23 protein-coding genes and 1 tRNA gene are annotated in these 21,752 nt (G+C 43.1%); 5 read left to right on the forward strand and 19 right to left on the reverse strand.

Annotated features, from left to right (window positions below):
• The first annotated feature begins 168 nt into the window (after nt 1-168).
• A tRNA-Leu gene (locus K1J09_RS06995) sits at nt 169-251 on the forward strand.
• A 147-nt stretch (nt 252-398) separates the two neighbouring features.
• Here the strand turns inward: K1J09_RS06995 and rsmA are convergent.
• From rsmA to K1J09_RS07025, 6 genes are all read right to left on the reverse strand, one after another.
• On the reverse strand, nt 399-1,271 hold the full coding sequence (gene rsmA / locus K1J09_RS07000; protein WP_223323650.1) for a 16S rRNA (adenine(1518)-N(6)/adenine(1519)-N(6))-dimethyltransferase RsmA: 873 nt from the start codon (nt 1,269-1,271) through the stop codon (nt 399-401).
• 20 nt (nt 1,272-1,291) lie between these two features.
• A complete protein-coding gene (locus K1J09_RS07005) occupies nt 1,292-2,146 on the reverse strand; it encodes an SDR family NAD(P)-dependent oxidoreductase (protein WP_223323652.1) in 855 nt (284 codons plus the stop codon).
• An 11-nt stretch (nt 2,147-2,157) separates the two neighbouring features.
• Nucleotides 2,158-2,748, reverse strand: a complete 591-nt coding sequence (gene rnmV / locus K1J09_RS07010) for a ribonuclease M5 (RefSeq protein WP_223323654.1) — start codon at nt 2,746-2,748, stop codon at nt 2,158-2,160.
• Nucleotides 2,720-3,490 (reverse strand): TatD family hydrolase, encoded by a 771-nt coding sequence (locus K1J09_RS07015; protein ID WP_223323656.1) that lies wholly within the window; start codon nt 3,488-3,490, stop codon nt 2,720-2,722. The genes rnmV and K1J09_RS07015 overlap by 29 nt, the downstream gene beginning before the upstream one ends.
• 95 nt (nt 3,491-3,585) lie before the next feature.
• A complete protein-coding gene (locus tag K1J09_RS07020; RefSeq protein ID WP_223323657.1) occupies nt 3,586-4,827 on the reverse strand; it encodes an MFS transporter in 1,242 nt (413 codons plus the stop codon).
• A gap of 130 nt (nt 4,828-4,957) precedes the next feature.
• Nucleotides 4,958-6,040 (reverse strand): ArsR/SmtB family transcription factor, encoded by a 1,083-nt coding sequence (locus K1J09_RS07025; protein ID WP_223323659.1) that lies wholly within the window; start codon nt 6,038-6,040, stop codon nt 4,958-4,960.
• 205 nt (nt 6,041-6,245) lie between these two features.
• On the opposite strand from K1J09_RS07025, the gene K1J09_RS07030 reads away from it, so the two are divergent.
• The 3 genes from K1J09_RS07030 to K1J09_RS07040 are packed head-to-tail and all read left to right on the forward strand — an operon-like array spanning nt 6,246 to nt 8,367.
• Nucleotides 6,246-6,722 carry a DUF2975 domain-containing protein gene (locus tag K1J09_RS07030; protein ID WP_002899125.1) on the forward strand — a complete coding sequence of 159 codons (477 nt, stop codon included), beginning with the start codon at nt 6,246-6,248 and terminating at the stop codon, nt 6,720-6,722.
• Nucleotides 6,723-6,730: 8 nt separating this feature from the next.
• Nucleotides 6,731-6,949: a helix-turn-helix domain-containing protein gene (locus K1J09_RS07035; protein ID WP_002899126.1), complete on the forward strand. Its 219-nt coding sequence runs from the start codon at nt 6,731-6,733 to the stop codon at nt 6,947-6,949.
• A gap of 2 nt (nt 6,950-6,951) precedes the next feature.
• Nucleotides 6,952-8,367, forward strand: a complete 1,416-nt coding sequence (locus tag K1J09_RS07040; protein WP_223323661.1) for a DUF4153 domain-containing protein — start codon at nt 6,952-6,954, stop codon at nt 8,365-8,367.
• A 130-nt stretch (nt 8,368-8,497) separates the two neighbouring features.
• Here the strand turns inward: K1J09_RS07040 and K1J09_RS07045 are convergent, their stop codons facing one another.
• Nucleotides 8,498-9,058, reverse strand: coding sequence for a DNA-3-methyladenine glycosylase I (locus tag K1J09_RS07045; protein ID WP_223323662.1), 561 nt, complete (start codon nt 9,056-9,058; stop codon nt 8,498-8,500).
• Between the two features lie 11 nt (nt 9,059-9,069).
• Nucleotides 9,070-9,534 (reverse strand): pyridoxamine 5'-phosphate oxidase family protein, encoded by a 465-nt coding sequence (locus K1J09_RS07050; RefSeq protein ID WP_223323664.1) that lies wholly within the window; start codon nt 9,532-9,534, stop codon nt 9,070-9,072.
• A 24-nt stretch (nt 9,535-9,558) separates the two neighbouring features.
• Here K1J09_RS07050 and K1J09_RS07055 point away from each other — a divergent pair, with 24 nt between their 5' ends.
• The gene (locus tag K1J09_RS07055) at nt 9,559-10,176 is read left to right on the forward strand and encodes a helix-turn-helix transcriptional regulator (protein WP_050540592.1); all 618 of its coding nucleotides are present in this window, start codon (nt 9,559-9,561) and stop codon (nt 10,174-10,176) included.
• Between the two features lie 61 nt (nt 10,177-10,237).
• On the opposite strand, the gene rpmH is transcribed toward K1J09_RS07055, so the two are convergent.
• From rpmH to K1J09_RS07110, 11 genes are all read right to left on the reverse strand, one after another.
• Nucleotides 10,238-10,372, reverse strand: a complete 135-nt coding sequence (gene rpmH, locus K1J09_RS07060; RefSeq protein WP_002893904.1) for a 50S ribosomal protein L34 — start codon at nt 10,370-10,372, stop codon at nt 10,238-10,240.
• A 138-nt stretch (nt 10,373-10,510) separates the two neighbouring features.
• The gene (locus K1J09_RS07065) at nt 10,511-11,143 is read right to left on the reverse strand and encodes a ribonuclease P (protein ID WP_223323666.1); all 633 of its coding nucleotides are present in this window, start codon (nt 11,141-11,143) and stop codon (nt 10,511-10,513) included.
• 49 nt (nt 11,144-11,192) lie between these two features.
• Entirely contained in the window at nt 11,193-12,218 is a 1,026-nt protein-coding gene (gene jag / locus K1J09_RS07070; protein ID WP_002893912.1) for an RNA-binding cell elongation regulator Jag/EloR, read from the reverse strand.
• Nucleotides 12,219-12,239: 21 nt separating this feature from the next.
• On the reverse strand, nt 12,240-13,055 hold the full coding sequence (locus tag K1J09_RS07075) for a YidC/Oxa1 family membrane protein insertase (protein ID WP_223323667.1): 816 nt from the start codon (nt 13,053-13,055) through the stop codon (nt 12,240-12,242).
• Nucleotides 13,039-13,398, reverse strand: a complete 360-nt coding sequence (gene rnpA, locus K1J09_RS07080; protein ID WP_002917781.1) for a ribonuclease P protein component — start codon at nt 13,396-13,398, stop codon at nt 13,039-13,041. The genes K1J09_RS07075 and rnpA overlap by 17 nt, the downstream gene beginning before the upstream one ends.
• Before the next feature lie 148 nt (nt 13,399-13,546).
• Nucleotides 13,547-14,932, reverse strand: coding sequence for an argininosuccinate lyase (gene argH / locus K1J09_RS07085; RefSeq protein WP_125330806.1), 1,386 nt, complete (start codon nt 14,930-14,932; stop codon nt 13,547-13,549).
• A gap of 14 nt (nt 14,933-14,946) precedes the next feature.
• On the reverse strand, nt 14,947-16,146 hold the full coding sequence (locus K1J09_RS07090) for an argininosuccinate synthase (RefSeq protein ID WP_125330805.1): 1,200 nt from the start codon (nt 16,144-16,146) through the stop codon (nt 14,947-14,949).
• A 174-nt stretch (nt 16,147-16,320) separates the two neighbouring features.
• Nucleotides 16,321-16,956, reverse strand: a complete 636-nt coding sequence (locus tag K1J09_RS07095; RefSeq protein WP_223323670.1) for a DUF6287 domain-containing protein — start codon at nt 16,954-16,956, stop codon at nt 16,321-16,323.
• Nucleotides 16,957-17,045: 89 nt separating this feature from the next.
• Entirely contained in the window at nt 17,046-18,503 is a 1,458-nt protein-coding gene (gltX, locus tag K1J09_RS07100) for a glutamate--tRNA ligase (protein WP_223323672.1), read from the reverse strand.
• 106 nt (nt 18,504-18,609) lie between these two features.
• On the reverse strand, nt 18,610-19,389 hold the full coding sequence (locus K1J09_RS07105) for an alpha/beta hydrolase (RefSeq protein ID WP_002911577.1): 780 nt from the start codon (nt 19,387-19,389) through the stop codon (nt 18,610-18,612).
• Nucleotides 19,390-19,463: 74 nt separating this feature from the next.
• Nucleotides 19,464-21,131 (reverse strand): ribonuclease J, encoded by a 1,668-nt coding sequence (locus K1J09_RS07110; protein WP_223323673.1) that lies wholly within the window; start codon nt 21,129-21,131, stop codon nt 19,464-19,466.
• Nucleotides 21,132-21,752 lie beyond the last annotated feature (621 nt).

The following is a 21,752-nucleotide window of genomic DNA, read 5'->3' on the forward strand; positions in this document are numbered from 1 at the left end:
CTAAATAAGTAATTAATCTAATTGTAACAAATACTTGCTATAATGGCAATATCATAGAACTATTTTAGTAAAGAAAAAATAGAAATTTTTCTGCTTTTTTCACTGTATGAAAAAAACTGATATTCTCTATTGGCATTTTCACAAAAATAAGTTATAATAGAATCTCAAGCGGAGGTGGTGGAACGGCAGACACGCATGCTTCAGGCGCATGTGCCCGTACGGGTGTGAGGGTTCAAATCCCTTCCTCCGCATAAAAAAGCAATCCTATCATGATTGATAGGATTTTTTGTTATTATGAAGTAGAATTACACTGCAGAGAAAAGACAGAAATTTCACTTTCATATGTACCTCATTAGCAAAATAGAAGACCAGCTATGTAGAGCAGATCTTCTATTTTTTTATAATCCTTCAGACTTCAAAGCATCTGCCAGGCGCGCAAATTCCTCTAAACTCAGAGCTTCTCCCCGAACACTTGGAGATAAGTCAGCTCGTTCTAAAGCTGCTGTCAGTTTGCCTTTAGTCTCCTCTGACTTCCCAAAACAACTGGTCAGGTTATTCCAGAGAGTCTTCCGACGGTGGACAAAGCTAGCCTTGGAGACCTTGAAAAAGAATTTCTCGTCCTGTACCGCAACTGCTGGCTGGTCTCTGCGCACCATCTTGAGAATAGCCGAATCCACATTAGGCGCTGGCACAAAGACTGTCCTCGGCACGATAAAGGCAACCTTGGCCGTCATGTAATACTGCACTGCAATTGACAAACTGCCGTAGGACTTGGTATTCGGCTGAGCTGATATCCGATCCGCCACTTCTTTTTGCATCATAACAACGAACTCACTAAAAGGAATTCCGCTTTCAATCAAATGCATAAGAATCGGTGTCGTGATGTAGTAGGGCAAGTTTGCCACTACCTTGATAGGCAGGTCTGGATTCTTAAACTCTGCTATGTACTGAGCCAGATCAACCTTGAGAATATCCTGATTAACCACTGTCACATTGTCAAAATCGCGCAGGGTATCCGCCAAAATCGGCACCAGCCGATCATCAATCTCAAAGGCCATGACCTCCGCGGCACTTTCGGCCAAAAATTCCGTCAAAGCCCCAATACCGGGCCCAATTTCAATGACATTGACCTTTTTGTCAATCTCGGCTGTGTCCACAATCTTCTGGAGGATGTTGGTATCCGTCAGGAAATTCTGACCGAAAGATTTTTTAAAAGTGAAACCGTGACGCTCCAGAATGGCACGGGTCACACTATGGTCCGCAATTCGCATCTTTTCTCTTTTCTAATTCGTTATTCATTATCTTTTAAGGAGGTCATTTGCTCAAGCATGGTGTAGAGTTTTTTCTGTTCTTCTTCCTCGTAAGCAAATGTATTAGTCTTAACTTCTCTGCATTTTTCATCATACAAAAAGCCCTCATGGCCATCTTCTGTAGATAAGGCTATATAGACTTTCGCCATCTCTTCAGGACTAATCGAAAATCTCGACTTAATTTTATACAGATTTTTCATAAAAGCACTGAGGTGATCATAGCGGCTCATATCTACTTTGACATTGGTCACACGGATCGCCTGAACCTTGATACCTTTCCAATATTTCCGCATATAAAGCGACAACATCAACAAGGCCAGCTTATTCTGATAATAGGTCTTAGCAGGACTGTAATGTTTTTGACCGGATAAATTTTCAAAATCAAGCTTCATGAAAGGATAAAGCACCAGCCCTTGAGAAGAAATATTAATAATCCGACCACTTTCTGACTTTTCCAACAAACCTTTCAATAAAGAAGAAAGTAAGTACGGAGCGCCCACATTGGTCGCAAACTGCTTTTCTAATCCATCTTTGGTAATCACAGGACTTTTGATTGATAAATCAAAATCAGCCGCATTATTAATTAAAACATCTAAAGTCTCTTCTTTTTGGATATACTGTTCTACCGCTTGCCTGACACTTTTCATATCAGATAAATCAACCAAGATATAATCTACATGCGGATTTTCTGTTTGTTGACGGATTTTCTCACAGGCTTGCTCAGCTGCTTCTTTTCGCCGGCAAAATAGGGTCACTGACCACCCCTTCTCAGCTAACTGTTTAGCAGCTTGGTAGCCAATACCACTATTGCCGCCCGTAATAATTACTTTTTTCATTTCTTACTCCGTTAGTCTGAATATTTGAGCATGGTTTCTTCCACTTCCGCCAAGGTCACTCCAAACAATTCCAACCGCTTGAGCAGCTGCTTGCCATTAGAATAGCCGATGCGGAGCTGATCACCCAGATACTCTCGACGCTGACGGCTGTCTCTTCCCATAAGCAGGCCTAATCGTACGAGGTCGCTTTGGGTGATGTCAAAATTATCCTCATCATCGAAATATCCGACCAGCCCAGCTAACGCCTGCTGCAAATCTGCAAACGAAGCGTGCTCTACTCCCAGCGAGCGACCTTTGTTCTTAGACTTGGGAGCCGCCTCATCTCGACGGAGAAAGGCATGCTGAGCAGTAGGCACAGCCTCCATAATCATTCGACGGATACGCTCACCGTTGTAGTCTGGATCGGTAAAGACAATCACACCTCGCAGCTGGTGGAGTTTCGCTATCCGCTCTAGGTCTTCTTCATTGATAGCGGAACCTCTCGTCTCGTAAGTGTCAACTTGGTAAAATCGCTGAAGGTTAGCTGTATCATCCTTGCCCTCAACGACGATTACCTGAGGGATTTTTATCTTCTCAGTCAAGCCCAAACACCTTCTTTGCATTGTCATAGGTCGCCTGCGCTACTTCTTCGACAGTCAGCTCACGCAGATCAGCAATTTTCTCTACAACATAGCGGGTATAGGCTGTTTTGTTTTCCCGTCCACGCTTGGGAACAGGTGCCAGATAGGGTGCATCTGTCTCGACAAGGATCTTGTCCAAAGGTAGGTTCTGCGCAGCCTCCTGAATATCCGTCGCTTTCTTAAAGGTGACGACCCCAGAAAAGGAAATCATCATTCCCAGCTCAATAAAGCGCTCTGCCATTTCCAAAGAACCCGAATAAGAGTGCATAATACCGCCTCGAGGGCCGACACCCTCACTCTTGATAATCTCATAGGTATCCTCCAATGCGTCACGTGTGTGAACGACAAAGGGCAGGTTCAGCTCTTTGGAGAGCTGGATTTGGCGTCGAAAAACCCGCTCCTGAACATCCTTGGGCGCAGTCATCCAGTGATAGTCCAGCCCAATCTCGCCTAGAGCCACCACCTTGGGGTGACGAAGTTTATCTACCAAATAGGCTTCCACCGCCTCATCATATGTCCCAGCCTCAGTCGGGTGCCAGCCAATCGTAGCATAAAGCTGATCATAGCTGTCGGCCAACTCCAAGGCACGCTCAATGGTCGGTTGGTCAAAACCGACAATATTATGTGCAGCAACACTCATTTCTTTAGCTAATTGAAGCTCTTCTGTCTCTCGACCAGCAAATTCTTCCACATTTAAATGCGTGTGTGTATCAAAAATCTTCATGTTTTACTTCCTTGTATTTCCTGTCCTTTATTATACCAAAAATGACCTAAAAAATCAGAAGTCTCTTCAAAGCAGAAAAATAAGATAGCTGCCATTCAACAGCTATCCGAATCTGTCTTCAAGTTCTCCATTGGAATAATTAAGTAAAAAGACAGTGCCAGCATTAACACAAGCGGGAGGAGAATATAAATAATTCCCATGCTGCTGGCAAGAGCTATTAACAGCATAGATAAAACACTCGGAACAGCCATGCTAAATAGATTAATAGCTGACTGGATGGCTCCCATCGCTTCTTCTGGAATCATACTGAATACAGATTTCTGCAATCTTGGACTCAGCAGACCGACTGTAACAGAGCAAGCAAAGCTTGCTATCAGTATAAGTAAAAAATTTTGCCAGAAAAAACCGCAAAGAATAAAACCTTCACATACTTGGCTACTATACATAGAAAGCTTCGTCGAAAGTTTTTTCAGCAAACTGCCACTCAAAATATTCCCTAAGATCAGACCAGCGGAACTTAGAACAATTAACACGGCAATGGACTGACCAATCTGCAGATTCCAAAAAGGCCTTTTCAGCAATAAAAGAGTCGCCACTGGCGTCAGAATATTCAGAGTGACCTGCCCAAAGGTTGAAACTAATAACAACCTCACAACGTTTTTCAATCCCAGCAAGACTTTTAGAGAATCCAATAAATGCTGCCAATAATTCTCTTTATTTAGCTCCTTGGCACTGTTAAACTCCGGTTCTAAGTCCTGTAAGCTTTTACTAATATGCCCAAAACCAAGGTAAGCTAGCAAGAATGTCAGAGCATTCAGTCCTGCCAAAGCTCCAATACTCATCCAAGCGATGAGAAAACCGCCAGCTAGATTCCCCAAAATATGAACCAGACTCATACTAGCCTGCCGAAAGCCCATAGCAGAGGTCATATCTTGCTCAATCACTTTTACATAAACTGGGGTCAGCATGGCACCTGAAAAATAACTCAGACTATCCGACAGAAAGTTAATCAAGCAAATCAAAAGCAGAATCAAGAAGGAGAAATCTTGTTCAAGCAACAAAAACGTTACCAAGCTATATAAGAGCACCTTGCTAAACTGTATAAGCAGGTATTTATGGATACGATTCTTCTGAAAGTCCGCCGCAACTCCAGTAAAAACTTGAATTAACTGGGGCAGCGTTTCAGAAAGAGAAATCAATAAAACCGCAAGTGGAGCAAAGGAGTAAGCAGAAACATAGTTCATCAAAGCCAAATAAAAAACAATGTCCCCAAAACCTGAAATCCATTGATTAATTAGCAACTGGCGAAAATTTTTGTTTTTTGCAAAAACAATCATACGACATCTCCTTTACTCTTGTTAGATTTTTGTTTAACAAATCATAACAATAAATTAGATTATTGTCAAATTATTGTTAGGTTTTCATTTTACAAAATAAAGACCTAGAATGAATCTAGGTCTTCTTAAACTATTTTAGGTCCTGTTTGAACTTCTCTATAATTTTTTGAATCAGTTCTTTATTGACCGTGTATTTAACCGAATCATCATCCACCACAAGCTCCAGCAAGCCAGAATTTAGGAGCTTTTGCGTATGGAATGAGATAGAGGCTCTTGTAAGCCCCAATTTTTTAGCTATATCTTTATTCTTGGCATGCGGCTGAATCAATTCAATCAAGACTTTATAGCGGGTTTCATCTCCAAGAGTTTTTAAGGTCAGAGCCAATGTTTCATCGTTAAGCTCTGATTCCGCCTTTGATAACTGGGAACTTCTCGTCGAAAGGACTAAGGAATAGGAAGTGAAATCAGGAACCTTTTCGAGAAAAGAGTCAATAAACATGGGTGACAGAACAAAGACTTGAGTGGCCTTTTCAAGAAGCTTAGCGTTCTGCTCTTCATCATCCATCACATCTAATAGGCTAAATTCTTGTTCAAAAGCTAGAACTTCATGCTCAAACTGCTCATAAATAGGCTGATAGAGCTCGAACACTCTTTCTAGCAAGGAAACTAATTGATCCCGAAGCTTCTCTGGATACTGAATAGCTTGGTACCAGTACCATTTATTTTCTGGAGACTTGTCACTATTCTCTATAAAATCCAGCAGATTCTCAGGACGTCGCTTGGCAACTTCTCCAGCAGAAAGCTTAAGTGATAAGCAATAGATGATTTGCTCTGCGTCTAGTTTTTTCAAACATTCTAACAAGTCATGCGGATTGGCCGGATCTTCTCCTTTTTCTAGCAAGTAGAGGTAGAGGAGTGGAGCCAGTCCCACCGTAACTCCTTCAAACAAACTAACCGCAACAAGCTCATTTTTTAAGGGAAGTAAATCTTGATAGAGCTTATCATAGTGCGGCTGTATATCAAGAAGAAGCTCCTTTTGATTCTGCCGTAAATCCTTCCACATATGTTTATCATCCCTTGAAACGATGGCAGTCACCATGAGAAATTCATATAACTTACTACGATAATGAACAAGCTTTACACCCACAGATTCTTCCCTCCTTACACATACTCCGATTTTGACCAGAAAGAGTATACAATTCCTGTTTTTCATTATACCAAAAATCAGGCGAAATATTCATCGTCTTCTGCTCTGTTCATCTCCTGATAAGAAATCCATCTCTATAAAATAAGAACTTTTTAGAAACTTTCATCTAGTCCTTAAGACCGATTTTATCTTTTTTCGATATTTTATTATTGATTATCGATAACATTCGTGTTATAGTTACTAAGAAATGAAACGTTAGTCGGAGGAAATTATGACAGACAAAATGAAAAAGACTGCTGAAGATATGAGCATTACACTTACAAAAATCAGTATCAGCCTTTTATTTATTGCTTCCATTATCCTGATAGCTCTAGGACCTTGGGTCGTCAACCTAGTTATCGAATTTCCCTCTCCATTCTTTCAAGGAGAGACACGCTTTTGGGTCTTGCTGCTGCTCGGCTATGTCCTCGGCTGCCTGGCTCTGGCCTGCATTGTCCATCTCTATCGACTCCTAAGCCGCATCGGTAAAAATCAGGTCTTTATCACACAAAATGTTCAGTACATGCGCTATCTTGGCTGGGAAGTGGGCACTGTCGCTCTTATCTCCCTCTTTATGGGACTGACAGCCTATTTGCCTATGCTCTTAGTCACTGTTTCCTGTAGCATCTTGACCCTGATTATCCGTGTCATCCGCAATGCCTTTGGCAAGGCCATTGAGCTACAGGATCAAGTGGACTACACTATTTAGGAGGTCTTATGATTCAGATAAATTTAGACCTTGTCATGGCGCAAAAGCGCATCAGCGCTGGCCGTTTAGCAGAGTTGATTGACCTAACTCCAGCCAATCTATCTATCCTAAAAAATAATCGAGCCAAGGCTGTCCGCTTTTCAACACTCAACGCTCTCTGCCGTGAATTAGACTGCCAGCCTGGCGATATTTTGGAGTATATCCCTGACGATGAGGAGGAGAAATAATTATGGAATATCCAGCACAAGAACAGATGAATGTCCAGACTTGCCTGCCCGCAGAAGCAGAACGACAGACCATCTTCACAGGCCTAGAGGACAAGCAACTGCGATTCTTTAAAATCAGCTATCTAATCCTCTATCTTTTAACCTACTTTTACTCTGCAGTATTTTTTAATTATCAAACTGCATCCTTTTTCCCTTTTGCAATCGGTCTTATATTATTAAGCGAAGCCTTAATCAGGAAATTGGCCTATCCATCGCTACAAATAAAAAATCTTGACAGCAAGTTAGAGGCTAGAAGCTTTCTGATTATGACGCTAGCTCAAGCCCTAGCTTTAAGTCTCTGGGGACTTCATCGCCAGCTAGAATTTTTTCAATTTCTGGCCATCCACATCTCATTCGCCTTCTATATTCTGTCCCGTACCGGCTGGTTAAGCCAGGGACGTTTGGGGATTCTGGTCTGGTTTGACACCATTCAAGCCTTCTGCATCCTGCCCTTTAAAAATTTCATTGCTGCCATTCTAGTCTTTATAGAAGGCAAGCAGCAGGACTATTCCGATAGCTCTGACAGTCTGTCTTCAAAGAAAGCCCAACAGCTCGCAATTATCGTTAGCAGCTTCTTTGTCGCAGGAATCTTGGTCTACTTTGTCTGGTCCCAGCTGAGTCAGGTTTCAGACAGCTTTGCCTCCTTCTTCAGCAATACCGCTGATTTCATTGAGAATCTACTTGACTCCCTCTTTTCAAGTCTTGATAGCAGCATGATTCTCTTCAAGGCCTGCCTGGCTGTTCCTGTCAGTCTCTACTTGTATGGCCTCCTAGCCGGCAGTCTGTTAGGCAAAAAAGATACTAAACTTAGCTACAAAAAATTCCAAGCAAGTATCCGCCCTTTGCGAGTAGCACCCGCTTTCGCAGCCTACATTATCATCGGCAGCCTCTGCCTGACCTATGCGCTCTTTTTCCTGACGGGTCTGGGTGAGCTCGGTCAGCTCCTAAGCGCCGGAACAGTAGCTCAGTCTATTTCTCCGCAGAATGCTTCGACTGTTGCCGTAGCTGGCTTCTGGCAGCTGGTTCGGGTCTCTATCCTTAACTTTGCAGTCCTAGGCGTCTTCTATCTGATTGCCAAAAAACCACTCTGGGACCAAAAAGGGACGCGATTCGCAGCTACTATCCTTTTTATCTTTACGGGTCTGCTGGCCTTGCTAGCTGGCTGGAAATTATTTGGCATCTACATCTATCTCTATGGACCAACACCGCTGCGCTTGATTTCAGCATGGTTCATCCTAGTTCTCTTAGTCTGGTGCCTACTGACCCTGATTCGTTTCTATAAACCTATCCAAGCTATCCGCATCGGTATCTTTTACGCCCTGATAAGCTTTACCTTACTCTGCTATCTGTATCCAATACTTTTACCAGTAGCAAAATAAGCAACTGTACTTAACTATACACAAAAAACCAGAAAGAAAATCAATTTCTTTCTGGTTTTATTCTCTTTTTATATCATTTACCGGCATTCGATAATAGATCGCTCATCTTTCTAATTCAAAGGAAAAATGATTATATTCTAAAATCACAGCTCAGCAAATGATCATTGACCATGCCAATTGACTGCATAAAGGCATATACAGTCGTAGAACCAACAAAAGAAAAACCTTTCTTTTTGAGTTCTTTGCTAATTTTATCGGATAGATCCGTTCGAGCGGGCACCTCTTCAATACTGGACCATGAATTGATAATCGGTTCATTCTTTACAAAAGACCAAATATAAGAATCCAAACTACCATATTCTTCTTTTAGTTTTAAATAGGCTTTAGCATTTTTCATAACTGCCTTTATTTTAAGCCTATTTCGTATCACTCTTTGATCACTAAGCAATTCTTCAATCTTCTGCTCGTCATAGTTGGAGACTATTTCAGGATCGAAGTTTTCATAAGCCTCTGTCATAGCATCCATTTTTGACAAAATAGTTTGCCAGCTCAAGCCCGCCTGCTGACCTTCCAAAATCAACATTTTAAAGAGTTTATGCTCGTCATGCACAGGTCGCCCCCAGTCATGGTCATGATAATTTCTCTCAAGCTCACTATTTTCAGCCCAATCGCACCTTTTTATCTCAACCATCTATTTTCTCCTTATAGTTTAATTTTCTCAACTTGATTATTATCTAAGACCAAGAAAGCATCAGAAAAAGAGACTTCAAAAAGTTGCAAGGAGTTGCTATGCTGTTCAATAATATCTTGATAATAAGGATACTTCTGGATAAAAACGCTTCTTATATCCTCAATAGAAAGCTGGCTTTCTTTGACTCTCCCTTGAATTCGGATATACCTCCCATCACCTTTCGGGATTGTTGTAAGAGCTATACGATTATTGGTTGCCAACTCTTGAATTTTTTGACTATTTTTAAATGAGATAAAGAACAATTTCTTTGTATCCTTATCATAGTAAAAATTTACAATTCTTACATTTGGTATATCCTTTACAGAAGTTGCTAGGGCCATTTCTGTCTGTTCTGCCAATAAGGCCTTAAAATATTGATTCATATTTGACTCCTTTATTATTTTCTCTAAAACTAGTATAATATAAAAAGGTATCATTTTTTGAAACCATTTAATAAAAATATGGAGTTTCTCATGAATAAATCTCAAAGAATTAACGATATGCTTATTTTCCTCAATAAGAAAAGACAATTCAATCTAAAAGATATTATGAATCGATATCATATTTCAAAAAGCACTGCCCTTCGTGATATTGCCAGCCTTGAAACACTGGGAATTCCAATTTATTCTGACTTAGGTCGGAATGGCAGTTATAAAATTCTTAGCAACGACTTGTTATCTCCTATTATTTTCTCCATAGATGAAATTTCTGCCTTGTATTTTTCCATGCTGACTCTGGAAAACTACAATATGTGTCCTTTTGATATTGACCTGCAAAAATTAAAAGAAAAATTTGAAAACTCGATTTCAGAACAGCAGTTAAGCAAGATCACAAAAATTGAAAAAATCCTTCAACCAGAAGTCGGGAAAACAATCAACAACTCTCAGTTGCGAATCATTCTTGATATTTTATTGCACAGGCAGGGAGAATTTTTTCCAATTAAGTATGAACAGCAGGCTCTTCAGGTTCAATTTATCAAACTATTTAGCCACAAAGGAGACTGGTATGTAGAAGTCCTAAATAAAGACACTGGCCAAAAATGGGAACTTTCCTGCCAGTCTATTGACTTTTACCCGTAAATTTAACGCAAAAAAACCAGCGGTCTCGAGTCTCCGCTGGTTTCTTGATAAATCGTTTGGATTAAGCAGCCAAAACTTTGCGTCCTTTACGACGGCGAGCTGCCAATACACGACGACCGTTTTTAGTTGACATACGGTGGCGGAAACCATGTTTACGCGCACGACGGATTTTACTTGGTTGATAAGTACGTTTCACGATGAATACCTCCTCTTAGATTCTTGTATTCGTTTAGCCGGCTAGTTGTGATCAGTTACTAAACATACTTTACTATTCTATATGATTCCGGGGCTTTTGTCAATACTTACTTAAATAACTTTCTCTTTGTAAACGCAATCATATAACCCGAGTCGCTTCATAAAAGGGGATCAAGGCTGTCATGGCCTCCTGCAGCTGGGACAGCACTTGCTCTCTTGAAGCAGCCTGAGAAAGGGGAATATCGTATTTGACTAAGACCTTACGAACCTGACCGGCCGCTAACTGCCGAGTAAGAAACTGGCGATTTTCCTCTGTTCCTTCAAAGCGCTGACTCACACCATCTATCTGAGCAAAATAGTAAGCTGGCGGCTGAATAGGTAGCTCCAATACCCGATTTTGCTTGCTGAGGCTGTGCTCATCTTTCTTGCGCTCCATAAAGCTCACCTCCAGCGACACCCCAAAATCTTCTGCAGTTCCATACAAGCGCAGGGCAAACATCGGTTCTGTGATTTCTCCATAGCCTTTAAGATAATTCCAAAAATGGGGCCGCAGCATCTGTGCCTGATTCATCCACTGGCTGGTTCGCTCCAAGGTCAGCTTAGGATAGAGGCTCTGAAAATCCTTGACCAAATCCGCAAACTCCTTACGTGCCGCCTGGCCCTTAGCTCTCAACTCCAACATAGACTCACGCAGCTGCCCTGCCTTGTCTGGAGATATATACTTAGCCCCTTGATGAGGCAGATAACTTTCAATAGCTGGAAAAAGTGACATAAAAAATCCTTTCTATATACAAAAACCAGCATCTCTGCTGGCTTTCTTTTTATTCGCTATCAATATCCACAACGACATAGCGGTTAGGCTCGTCGCCTTCGGAATAGCTAGTCACGCCATCGATGCGAGAAATGATGCGGTGGATAATTTTGCGCTCGCTGTTAGACATAGGGTCTGTGTGCTGACCGCGTCGGTCTTCCAAAGCCCGCTGAGCCAGTTTCTGCGCATAGCTTTGCAGTACTTCTGCCCGATGCTCAACATAGTCATTGACATTAATGGAAATATAGAAGCTCTTAGAATATTGGTTATAAAGATAGTTTTGCGCTAATAGCTGCAGAGCTTTCAAGACTTTTCCGTGGTAGCCAATCACGCGCCCCGGTTCATTGGTATCAATCTGCATGTTGATAGTTCGGCGGTTGTGGCTGCTGGAAATACCCGCTTCAACATCCATCTCATCAACGATTTTCTGAACATAGTTCGTTACGTTTTCAACTACTTCTTCAATATCGTAGTCTGCTTCGACTTGGATGCCTAAGTCAGCAAAAGAGCTTTCTTCTGTTTCTGTCGGCTCAGCCTTGTCTTTAGCCGCTTGTTCAAAAGAGATAACCTTGCTATCGTCCGCTTCTGCTTGAGCAACTGCCTCATCAATAGCTTGATTGGTCTTGAGAAGATCAATGGTGCCAGTCTCTTCTAAAATCGTATTGGCTTGCTTGTCATTTTTGAGAATTTCAGCCTTGACCTCATCCGAGATAACTTCGCCTTCTCCTTCGACCTTCTTGATAGCAGCTACCACACGACCCAAATCAACCGTTGCTTCACTGACAGACTGCACAGGCTCATTCTGAGCGTTAATCTCTTCGGGAACACCTTTTACAGCCTTTTGATTGGCTTTAACAACTGTCGTCTCAGCAATCGGCTCGACATCCACCTGAGCTGGCTTCTTGCCAAACAGACCTAAAAAGCCTTTTTTCTCACGTGAAATAACAGTGATATGCGCTCTCATACGTGGAATATCCAACGTTTTCAAACCATTTTGAATGGCTTCTTCAACACTTGCTCCTGTAAAAATAACCATTGCAAGAGTCCTCCTTCTTACTTACTTTTTCTTTTTCTGTGCTTTTTTTAGGGCACGTTTCTTTTTCTGTTCCAATTGGCGCTCTGACCGTTCCTTGGCTTCCCGCTCGGCAATGATTTTAAAAGGATTGCTCAGCAGCAAGGTCTGAACCACCTGATAAGCATTTGAGACCGCCCAGTAGAGGGCCACCCCACTCGCTGCATAGAGGGCAAAAAAGAAAATCACAACTGGCATCAGGTACATCATGACTGTCATCCCGCCATTTCTCTCAGGCAAGGCTTTGTTTGAAAGCCATGTACTGAAGAAAGTGAAGAGAGCTGCCAACAGCGGAAGAATAAAGGTCGGATCTGTCGCTCCTAGATTGAGCCAGAGGAAGTGACCTGTCTTCATAAAATCAACCCGAGTCAGGGCTTGAAACAGAGCCAAGAGCACTGGCATCTGGATAAAGAGCGGAATGAATGAGGCATAAGGATTGACACCCATTTCCTTGTAGAGCTTTTGAGTTTCCTCAGCCAAGGCTGTTCTGCTCTCCATGTCCTTACCAGGATACTTTTCCTGCAGGCGCTTGATATGCGGCTGTACTTCCTGCAGCTTGCGTGAAGAAGTCGTCTGGAATTGGAAGACCGGCAGGAGAACTGTCCGGATAATCAAGGTAAAGAGAATAATCCCAATCCCCTTGCTTCCACCAAAGGATAGAAAACGAATGGTGTCGGCAAAGAAATAGACCAGCTTCTCCCAGAAGCCATTTGAATCGGCTGTTACTTGACTGGTTCCGCAGGCTGTGAGAAAGAGCAGAGAGGCAACCAGCAAAATCCCTAATTTACTTTTCTGTTTCACAAATGAATCCTTCCTGATAAAGTTTAGCAATTTTTAATACATGCAATAAATTTTGTTCAACTTGGTGGTAGTCCAGCTCTTCCACTCCTTTGCGAGCAATAACGACGAAGTCTGCCTGGACTAACTGTTTCTGATGCTGCATCAAGACATGGCGGATTTTTCTTTTAATACGATTGCGAACCACTGCATTCCCCAGCTTTTTACTGACAGAAATTCCTACCCGAAAATGCTTTTGCTCTTTTTCTAACATGTAAACGACAAATTTTCGATTAGCAAAACTCTGTCCTCTTTTAAAAATCGCATTAAAATCTTTTTCGCTCTTGACGCGATAGTTTTTTCTCAAAACTCAACTCCATCCACCAAAATTATATCTATTATACCATATTTTTCGAAAATGCCAATAAGTCCTGCTATGACGCTGTTTTTGCAAATATTTAAAAGGTCAATTCACATTAAAAACACCGCAATTCCCTTGCGATGTCCCTTATATCCTATTCCTTTTCCAGCTGTTTCTTCGCTCTTTCCAACTCCTGACGGATCTGTGCAAATCCCGTTCCGCTAAGGGAATTCCGCTTTTGTACAGCAGTCTGCGACTCAAGAGCTTGATAAATATCTTCCTCAATCAGCGACGACACTTCCTGATAGCGGTTCAGCGGGATATCCTGTAGATAATAGCCTGCCTTGCTGCATTCCAGCACCAACTTTCCGACAATCTCATGGGCTTCCCGGAAAGGCAGTCCTTTCTTGGCCAGGTAGTCAGCCAATTCCGTCGCATTGGAGAAGTCTTGCTGAGTTGAAACCAGCATTCTTTCCTTATTGACCGTCATGCTAGACAGCATACCCGCCATAATATCCAGCGATTTTTGGATGGTATCAACTGTATCGAACATGCCTTCCTTGTCTTCCTGCAGGTCCTTATTGTAAGCTAAGGGCAGGGATTTCATAACCGTCAGAAGACTGAAGAGATGGCCATAGACCCGGCCACTCTTACCCCGAATCAGCTCCGCCATGTCCGGATTTTTCTTTTGCGGCATAATGGAAGACCCGGTGCTAAAGGTATCTGACAGGCTGACAAAGCCGTATTCATAGCTGCACCAGTTAATCAGCTCCTCGCAGAGACGAGACAAATGCATGATGAGAATGCTGCTGTTAGATAGAAACTCCAAGATAAAATCTCGATCACTGACCGCATCCAAGGAATTGTGGTAAAGTCCTTTGAAACCCAATAAATCAGCCGTCAGCTCCCGGTCAATCGGAAACGTTGTCCCCGCCAGAGCCGCTGCTCCTAAAGGAGACAAATCCGTATGCTCCAGATTAAAGGCAAAGCGCTGACTATCCCGGCTGAACATCTGATAATAGGCCAGCAGATGATGAGCAAAACTAATCGGCTGGGCATGCTGCAGATGGGTATAGCCTGGCATGATGGTCTCTACATGCTCTTCTGCCAAGTCCAGCAGCACCTGTCGCAAATTCAAGAGTTTATCCGCAATCTGACCGAGCTGATCCTTGAGATAAAGGTGCATATCTGTCGCCACCTGGTCATTACGGGAGCGAGCCGTATGGAGCTTACCAGCTACTGGCCCAATCTCCTCGGTCAGAAGAGCCTCCATATTCATATGAATATCTTCATTAGCAACATCAAACTCAAGCTCTCCAGCTTGATAGCGCGCCAACAGCTTTTCCAATCCTGCCTGAATAGCAGCCGCTTCCTCTGGAGCAATGATTCCTGTCTGCCCCAACATTTTGACATGGGCTAGGCTGCCCTGCAGATCATAAGGAGCCAGACGATAGTCAAAGCCAATGCTAGCACCAAACTCTTCTACCCAGCCTTCCAGAGAGGCTTCAAAACGTCCGCCCCACAGTTTATGATTCGCCATAGGAAAGCCCCTTTCTATTTGTCTTTGTGAGCCTGAACCTCTGCGTGAACCTTAGATGGAAGCCCCCACAGCTTGATAAAGCCAATCGCAGCATCCTGGTCAAAAGTATCTGCACTGGTATAAGTGGCCAGACTTTCATCGTAAAGAGAATTGTCAGACTTACGCGCTACGACTGTCGCAAATCCCTTATAAAGCTTCACCTTAGCTGTGCCATTGACCACCTGCTGGGTGGACTTAAGGTAGGCAATCAGGGCTTCTGTCGCTGGATTAAACCAGAGACCATTATAGATGAGATTAGACAGCTCGTTTTCGATAATCGGCTTGAAATGGGCCAGTTCTCTGACTAGAGTCAAATCCTCGATTTCTTTGTGGGCAGCCAAGAGAGTCACAGCACCAGGGCATTCATAGATTTCCCGAGACTTAATCCCAACCAGACGGTTTTCCACATGGTCAATCCGCCCAACACCGTGTTGTCCTGCTATGTCATTTAGCTCAAGAATCAAGTCCGCCAGCTTCATCTTTTTGCCATCTAAAGCAACTGGGACACCTGCCTCAAATTCAATATTTACATAGACTGGGCTGTCTGGTGCTGCTTCTGGCGCAACTGTCAAATCATAGGCGTCTTCCGGTGCTTCATTCCAAGGATTTTCCAAGACACCACACTCATTGGCTCGTCCCCAAAGGTTTTGATCGACTGAGTATGGACTATCTAGATCCGCAGGAATTGGCACACCATTAGCTTTGGCATAATTGATTTCTTCTTCCCGAGACCATTTCCACTCCCGAACCGGAGCAATGACCTTGAGACTGGGATCCAAGGAGGCGATAGCCACTTCAAAACGAACCTGATCGTTTCCTTTTCCGGTACAGCCATGGGCAATAGTCGTCGCCCCCGTCTTGTGGGCAATTTCAACCAATTTCTTGGAAATCAAAGGTCGGCTCAGAGCGGACACCAGAGGATATTTTCGTTCGTAGAAGGTGTGTCCTTGCAGAGCAACCAAGACGTAGTCTTCCGCAAACTCGTCTTTAACATCAATAACATGTGATTCGATAGCGCCGACTTTCAGCGCCTTATCATGAATGAAATCTAAATCATTTCCTTCACCTACATCCATGCAAACCGCGATTACATCGTAATCCTTGTCCAGCCAAGTAATAGCCACCGAAGTGTCCAAGCCGCCGGAATACGCTAAAATGACTTTCTCTTTAACCATGCGATTACCTCTATCCTTCTACATTTTATTTTTAAACATTCTACTGTATGAAAATGCGAATGTCAAGAGGAAATTTAATATTTATTAAAATAAAAGAGTTTTATCAATTTTTATTCAAAATCAATATATTATATACTGGACTTAAAACAAGAAAAAAGAGCCTGTCAAGACTCCTTATTTTACACGGTAAAAAACATCAGGATGTTCGGAAACGCTTTGAGTAATGATGAAACGATCTTGACTGGTATCAGTCGGATCCGTCCCATTGACAGTCTCCCCAGCTGGCAGACTCTTTCCTGCTGGAATGATGAGAAAGGCCGCACCGGTTTGGTTTTTCCAACGAATCCCTGCTCGGTAAATCCCATTTTCATCTGGCTCAGAGTAATCTCCTGTCTCAAGCTTGGCAACATCTGACGCAATACCAGACGCATCGAATGTATAACTGTTCCCTTTGGCATCCTGCCAAGTACCAATCATGCTGGAAAAATCTCCAGAAACAATAGCCTTCATATCCAAACTAGAAGTTGATGCCGTCTCTTTCTCTCCTTTGCTAGTTTCCTTGGCAGACTTTTCAGCTTCAGTTTCCGAATTCTGCTGAGAGCCTGTATCAGAAGTTTCCTGATTGTCCGCTTGACCATCAAGTTCGCTCGAACTGGCCCCTCTTTCAGACTTTTTAGAAGATGCAGAACTAGTCGAACTTGCTTTAGAATTGTTGGAAGCAGGATTCGTCTGCTCTTTCTTTTGGTTACAGGTTACTAGCACGAGTAAGGCTACTAATCCTCCAATCAAGACGATGATCCATTTTTTCATTTTTCTCTCCTTAAGGTATTTTCTTATTACAATTGTGACATAAAAATAAAAATTTGCAAAGTAAAAACCAGCTTAAAAGCTGGTTTATCTTATTGAATTTGATTCAGCATGTTTTCGATATGCTGGATGGATTTTTCACGACCTAGCAGGTAAATCGTATCTGGCAGCTCTGGTCCATGCATTTCACCAGAAACGGCAATCCGAATCGGCATAAAGAGGTTTTTGCCCTTGATTCCTGTCTCTTTTTGAACAGCTTTGATTTGCGGGAAAATATTCTCCGTCACAAAATCTGCGTCAGACATAGCTTCTAACTTTTCTTTGAAGGCTGTCAACACGGTTGGTACCGTTTCACCAGCCATGACCTCACGCTCCGCTTCTGTCAACTCTGGGAAGTCCGCAAAGAAGAGGTTTGTCAGCGGCACAATTTCGTCTACAGACTTCATTTGTGGTTTGTAGAGCTCTACAAGCTTTTCTGCCTTATCTGTCAAACGGCCAGCTTCTTCCAGGTACGGCTTAGCCAGAGCAAAGATTCTTTCAAAATCCGCATTCTTGATGTATTCGTTGTTCATCCAGTCCAGCTTCTTCTGGTCAAAGGCAGCTGGGGACTTACTGAGACGTTTTTCATCAAAGAGCTCGATCAATTCTTGACGAGAGAAAATCTCATGCTCGCCGCCAGGATTCCAGCCCAGCAGTGCAATAAAGTTAAAGACTGCTTCTGGCAGGTAGCCCTTCTTGCGATAATCCTCGATAAACTGCAAGGTATTGGTATCGCGCTTAGACAGCTTCTTACCTGTTTCAGAGTTGATAATCAAGGTCATATGGCCAAATTCTGGCGCTTCCCAGCCCAGAGCTTCATAAACCATGAGTTGCTTAGGTGTGTTGGCAATGTGGTCATCTCCCCGAATAACGTGCGAAATTTTCATCAAATGGTCATCAATAACCACAGCAAAATTGTAAGTTGGGTAGCCATCTTTCTTCTGGATAACCCAGTCACCACCGATATTGCCACCCTCGAACTCAATTTCGCCCTTGACCATGTCAGTCCACTTGTAGACACCAGCTTCATTGACAGCCAGACGAACCGTCGGAATGATGCCCGCTGCTTCGCGCTCAGCGATGTAGGCTGCCTTTTCTTCCTCTGACATACCTAGAAACTCATTGATATAACGCGGTGTTTCACCAGCTGCCTCCTGACGTTCGCGTTCAGCCGCTAATTCTTCCTCAGTTACATAGGACTTGTAAGCCAAGCCCTTGTCCAAGAGTTCATTGACATATTTTTGGTAAATATCCAAGCGCTCAGACTGGCGGTAGTTTTCGTGAGTCTCAGGACTTTCATCCCAGTCAATACCCAGCCAGCGTAAGTTTTCAAGCTGTGAGCGTTCTCCGTCTTCTACATGGCGCTTGCGGTCTGTATCCTCGATACGGATAATGAAGGTTCCACCATAGTGACGAGCATAGAGGTAGTTAAAGAGCGCAGTCCGCGCATTTCCGATGTGTAAAAGTCCAGTCGGACTTGGTGCATAACGCACTCGAATCGCTTTTGTCAAAGTTCCATTCTCCTATTTGTATTTCGGGGAATCATTCCCACTCCGATTTTCAAACGTAATCATTATATCATACTCTGAGGGCAGAATACGACTTTACAGTCTATTTTTACGACAGGCGCTCTTCCAGCTGGAAGTCGATAGGAAGCCAGGCCAGCACATTCTCCAGCTGCTTTTCCCAGTAATACCACTCATGCTTACCTGGACTGTGGCTGTAAGTAATCTCCAAACCTAAGTCTTGCAGGTTTTTCACTGCCTCCTGATTGGCCTTGTAGAGAAAATCTTCTTCGCCACACCAAGCCCAAAGCTTGGTTTTTTTATCAGATTGTTTGGCTATACTTTCCAGCGAATGAGGGCTGCTGGTCCAGTCTTTATAGTCTCCAAAAACTCCTCGCCAATAGGCTGGCGTTGCCATCTCAGCATTGTCTGGACGAGCATCAAGAAAACTCAAAGCGCCAGAAAGACTAGCTGCGTATGAAAAGCGGTTAGACTTGAGAGCCAGCTTAAAGGCTCCATATCCGCCCATGGAAAGACCCGCAATAAAATTCTTCTCCCGCTTATCCGACATATTTGGGAAAAAGCGCTTGAGCACCCGAGGCAGCTCCTCAGCGATGGCTTCGTAATAGTTAAAACCGTACTGAGTATCGGTGTACCAGCCATTGCTAGTATTAGGCATGACAACAATCAAGTTGGTTGAGCGAACCAGACGCTCAATATTTGAGCGCTTGAGCCAGCTATTGTGATTCCCGTTCATACCATGAAGCAGATACAAAACAGGAATGTCCTTATCATCCGGCTTGTCCACGCGTGCTGCATCCGGATAGAGGATATTGACACCCCATTCCATCTCCAAAGCCTCAGAATAATACTCTATTTTCATCACTGCCATTCGCATTTCTCCTTCGTATCTTCCTGACAAGAAAAAGCCGAAACCCGACTTTTCTTGTATTTGTGTTGAGATTTTTACCGCACTTCCATAACAACCGGCAAAATAGCTGGGCGACGCTTGGTTTGATCAAAGAGATATTTGGCCAGACTGTCACGGACAGCACCCTTCAGCTCACCCCAGTCAAAGCTATCCTGCGCCAGATAGTCTTCCACGGTTTTATTGATAATGTCAGAGCTTTCACGCAAAATATCTCTGCTCTTCTTGACATAGACAAATCCACGGGTGTGTACTTTAGCCTTGGAAATGATTTTCTTTTCCTTACGGTTAACCGTGAGTGCTACGATGAAGATCCCATCTTCAGACAAGACCTTGCGGTCACGGAGGACGATATTGCCCACATCACCAATCGCATTTCCATCAATCATGACATCTCCAGCTGATACTGCACCAGCAGGCACAAAATCACCATGGTCGTATTCCATAATGCTGCCACGCTTAGGAATGAAGATATTTTCCGGCAGCATACCAACTTCCATGGCAGCCTTGGCATGAGCATCCAGTCCGCGGTACTCACCCTGAATAGGGAAGAGGTACTTAGGCTGCAGCAGGTTAATCATGAGCTGCAAATCACGCGCATTTGCGTGACCCGAAACCCGCAGGTTTTGGGTAATCAACTTGACAATGCCACCCGCCTGATAAATCATATTTTCCACGCGAGCCACGACCGCTTCCTTGGCAATAGACGGTGTCGTTACGATGTAAATCAAATCGCCTTCCTTGATTTCCACATAGCGGTGACGGCCGATCGACATCTTGCGCAGGCCATTGATAGGCTCACCCATCCGGCCAGTCTCCAAAATAATCAGCTCATGGTCTTCAAACTTAGACATTTCCTTGGGCTTGATCAAGAGGCGTTCATCCACCAAGGACAGCTTCTTGAGGCGGATAGCCGTACGAACGATGTTTTCAACATCAAAGCCTGTCAAAACCACTCGGCGGCCAGTCTCTGCAGCTGCATCAAAGACCTGCTGGATACGAGACAGGTTGCTGGCAACCGCTGCAACAATCACACGGCCATCCCAGTCAGCAATCGTATCTTCGATTTCCTTGCCGACCTCGCTCTCACTAGCCACCTGAACAGTGCTGTCTGCATTGGCTGAATCACTGAGCAAGGCCAGAACACCCTCGCGGCCAATCTCAGCCAGACGGCCAAAGTCTGTCGCATAGGACGGGCTGGCAGACTGGTCAAACTTGAAATCACCTGTATAAACGATACTGCCTTTTTTGGTCTTGATGACAACTCCCAAACTCTCAGGAATCGAGTGAGTCGTCCGGAAGAAGGAAACCACGGTTTTGCCAAATTCAATCTCAGTATTTTCGTCAATCACATGGAAATCATTGAACTTCTTAACCGCATCGTTATTTTTAACAAAAAGCTTAGCCAGCTCAATCGTCAATTCTGATCCAAAAACCGGCACCTTAGCATCTGCCAAAAGATTAGGCAGAGCACCGATCGCATCTGCGTGCCCGTGCGTCAGAAAAACACCCGCAATCCGCTTCTTGTTTTCAAACAAATAGTCCATGTTGGGAACGACATAATCCACACCCAACTGCTCATTTTCTGGGTATTTCAGCCCAACATCCAATACAAAAATGGAATCATCCACTTCGGCAACGTAGAGGTTTTTACCATTTTCACGCACGCCGCCTAAAGCAATCAGTTTAATATTGCTCTTGCTCATTTTTTCTCCTATTCAATTTTCAGAATTTCACTTTTATCAAAGATTCTTTATTTTATTACTAACGGTCCTTGGCTAGCCAAGTCGAATTACAGTCTTGCAAACCTAAGGTTCGCATATCTAACCTATTATAGCATTTTTTCATGTTTTTTCAAAGTCAAGTGTGCCTTCTTAGCGCCCTTGACTACAAAAAACGACCTCTAGCTTTACTCGGCTAGAGGTCTGGTTTACTTCGCTGGTATGAGGGCAATCAGTTCATCCAAGGTGTAACTGAATAACAATTTTTTGATTTATTGTTTTTATTATTTTTTATAAACTTTCAATTCCTTCAACCGCTAATGATTTTCTTTTTATCTTAGCATTGGAAATCTCTATAACATAATAAAGCACTATTGATTGAATTCTCGAAGTTTGAAAACCATCTAAAAGCTTCTACTTTCTATACTATCGTTACAATCAGGCAAGCTAAGCAGGCCTGTCTGACAATTCAACCAATATGTCAAGTAAAGCAACTACTTATGTATTACAAACAACTATACCAACAAAGTAAACTTTAAAGCGAATGAATTTGGCTTCCTTTCTTTTTATTTCCTTAGTTCTATTATAGTACTCTATTTTAATTTT

Source organism: Streptococcus sanguinis (assembly GCF_019928825.1).
Lineage (GTDB): Bacteria > Bacillota > Bacilli > Lactobacillales > Streptococcaceae > Streptococcus > Streptococcus sanguinis_L.

Coding starts and splice junctions, on each gene's coding strand:
- rsmA (WP_223323650.1), bottom strand. CDS start 1,271: ATGCGAATTGCGGACCATAGTGTGACCCGTGCCATTCTGGAGCGTCAC.
- K1J09_RS07005 (WP_223323652.1), bottom strand. CDS start 2,146: ATGAAAAAAGTAATTATTACGGGCGGCAATAGTGGTATTGGCTACCAA.
- rnmV (WP_223323654.1), bottom strand. CDS start 2,748: ATGCAAAGAAGGTGTTTGGGCTTGACTGAGAAGATAAAAATCCCTCAG.
- K1J09_RS07015 (WP_223323656.1), bottom strand. CDS start 3,490: ATGAAGATTTTTGATACACACACGCATTTAAATGTGGAAGAATTTGCT.
- K1J09_RS07020 (WP_223323657.1), bottom strand. CDS start 4,827: ATGATTGTTTTTGCAAAAAACAAAAATTTTCGCCAGTTGCTAATTAAT.
- K1J09_RS07025 (WP_223323659.1), bottom strand. CDS start 6,040: ATGAAAAACAGGAATTGTATACTCTTTCTGGTCAAAATCGGAGTATGT.
- K1J09_RS07030 (WP_002899125.1), top strand. CDS start 6,246: ATGACAGACAAAATGAAAAAGACTGCTGAAGATATGAGCATTACACTT.
- K1J09_RS07035 (WP_002899126.1), top strand. CDS start 6,731: ATGATTCAGATAAATTTAGACCTTGTCATGGCGCAAAAGCGCATCAGC.
- K1J09_RS07040 (WP_223323661.1), top strand. CDS start 6,952: ATGGAATATCCAGCACAAGAACAGATGAATGTCCAGACTTGCCTGCCC.
- K1J09_RS07045 (WP_223323662.1), bottom strand. CDS start 9,058: ATGGTTGAGATAAAAAGGTGCGATTGGGCTGAAAATAGTGAGCTTGAG.
- K1J09_RS07050 (WP_223323664.1), bottom strand. CDS start 9,534: ATGATACCTTTTTATATTATACTAGTTTTAGAGAAAATAATAAAGGAG.
- K1J09_RS07055 (WP_050540592.1), top strand. CDS start 9,559: ATGGAGTTTCTCATGAATAAATCTCAAAGAATTAACGATATGCTTATT.
- K1J09_RS07065 (WP_223323666.1), bottom strand. CDS start 11,143: ATGTCACTTTTTCCAGCTATTGAAAGTTATCTGCCTCATCAAGGGGCT.
- jag (WP_002893912.1), bottom strand. CDS start 12,218: ATGGTTATTTTTACAGGAGCAAGTGTTGAAGAAGCCATTCAAAATGGT.
- argH (WP_125330806.1), bottom strand. CDS start 14,932: ATGGCGAATCATAAACTGTGGGGCGGACGTTTTGAAGCCTCTCTGGAA.
- K1J09_RS07090 (WP_125330805.1), bottom strand. CDS start 16,146: ATGGTTAAAGAGAAAGTCATTTTAGCGTATTCCGGCGGCTTGGACACT.
- K1J09_RS07095 (WP_223323670.1), bottom strand. CDS start 16,956: ATGAAAAAATGGATCATCGTCTTGATTGGAGGATTAGTAGCCTTACTC.
- K1J09_RS07105 (WP_002911577.1), bottom strand. CDS start 19,389: ATGGCAGTGATGAAAATAGAGTATTATTCTGAGGCTTTGGAGATGGAA.
- K1J09_RS07110 (WP_223323673.1), bottom strand. CDS start 21,131: ATGAGCAAGAGCAATATTAAACTGATTGCTTTAGGCGGCGTGCGTGAA.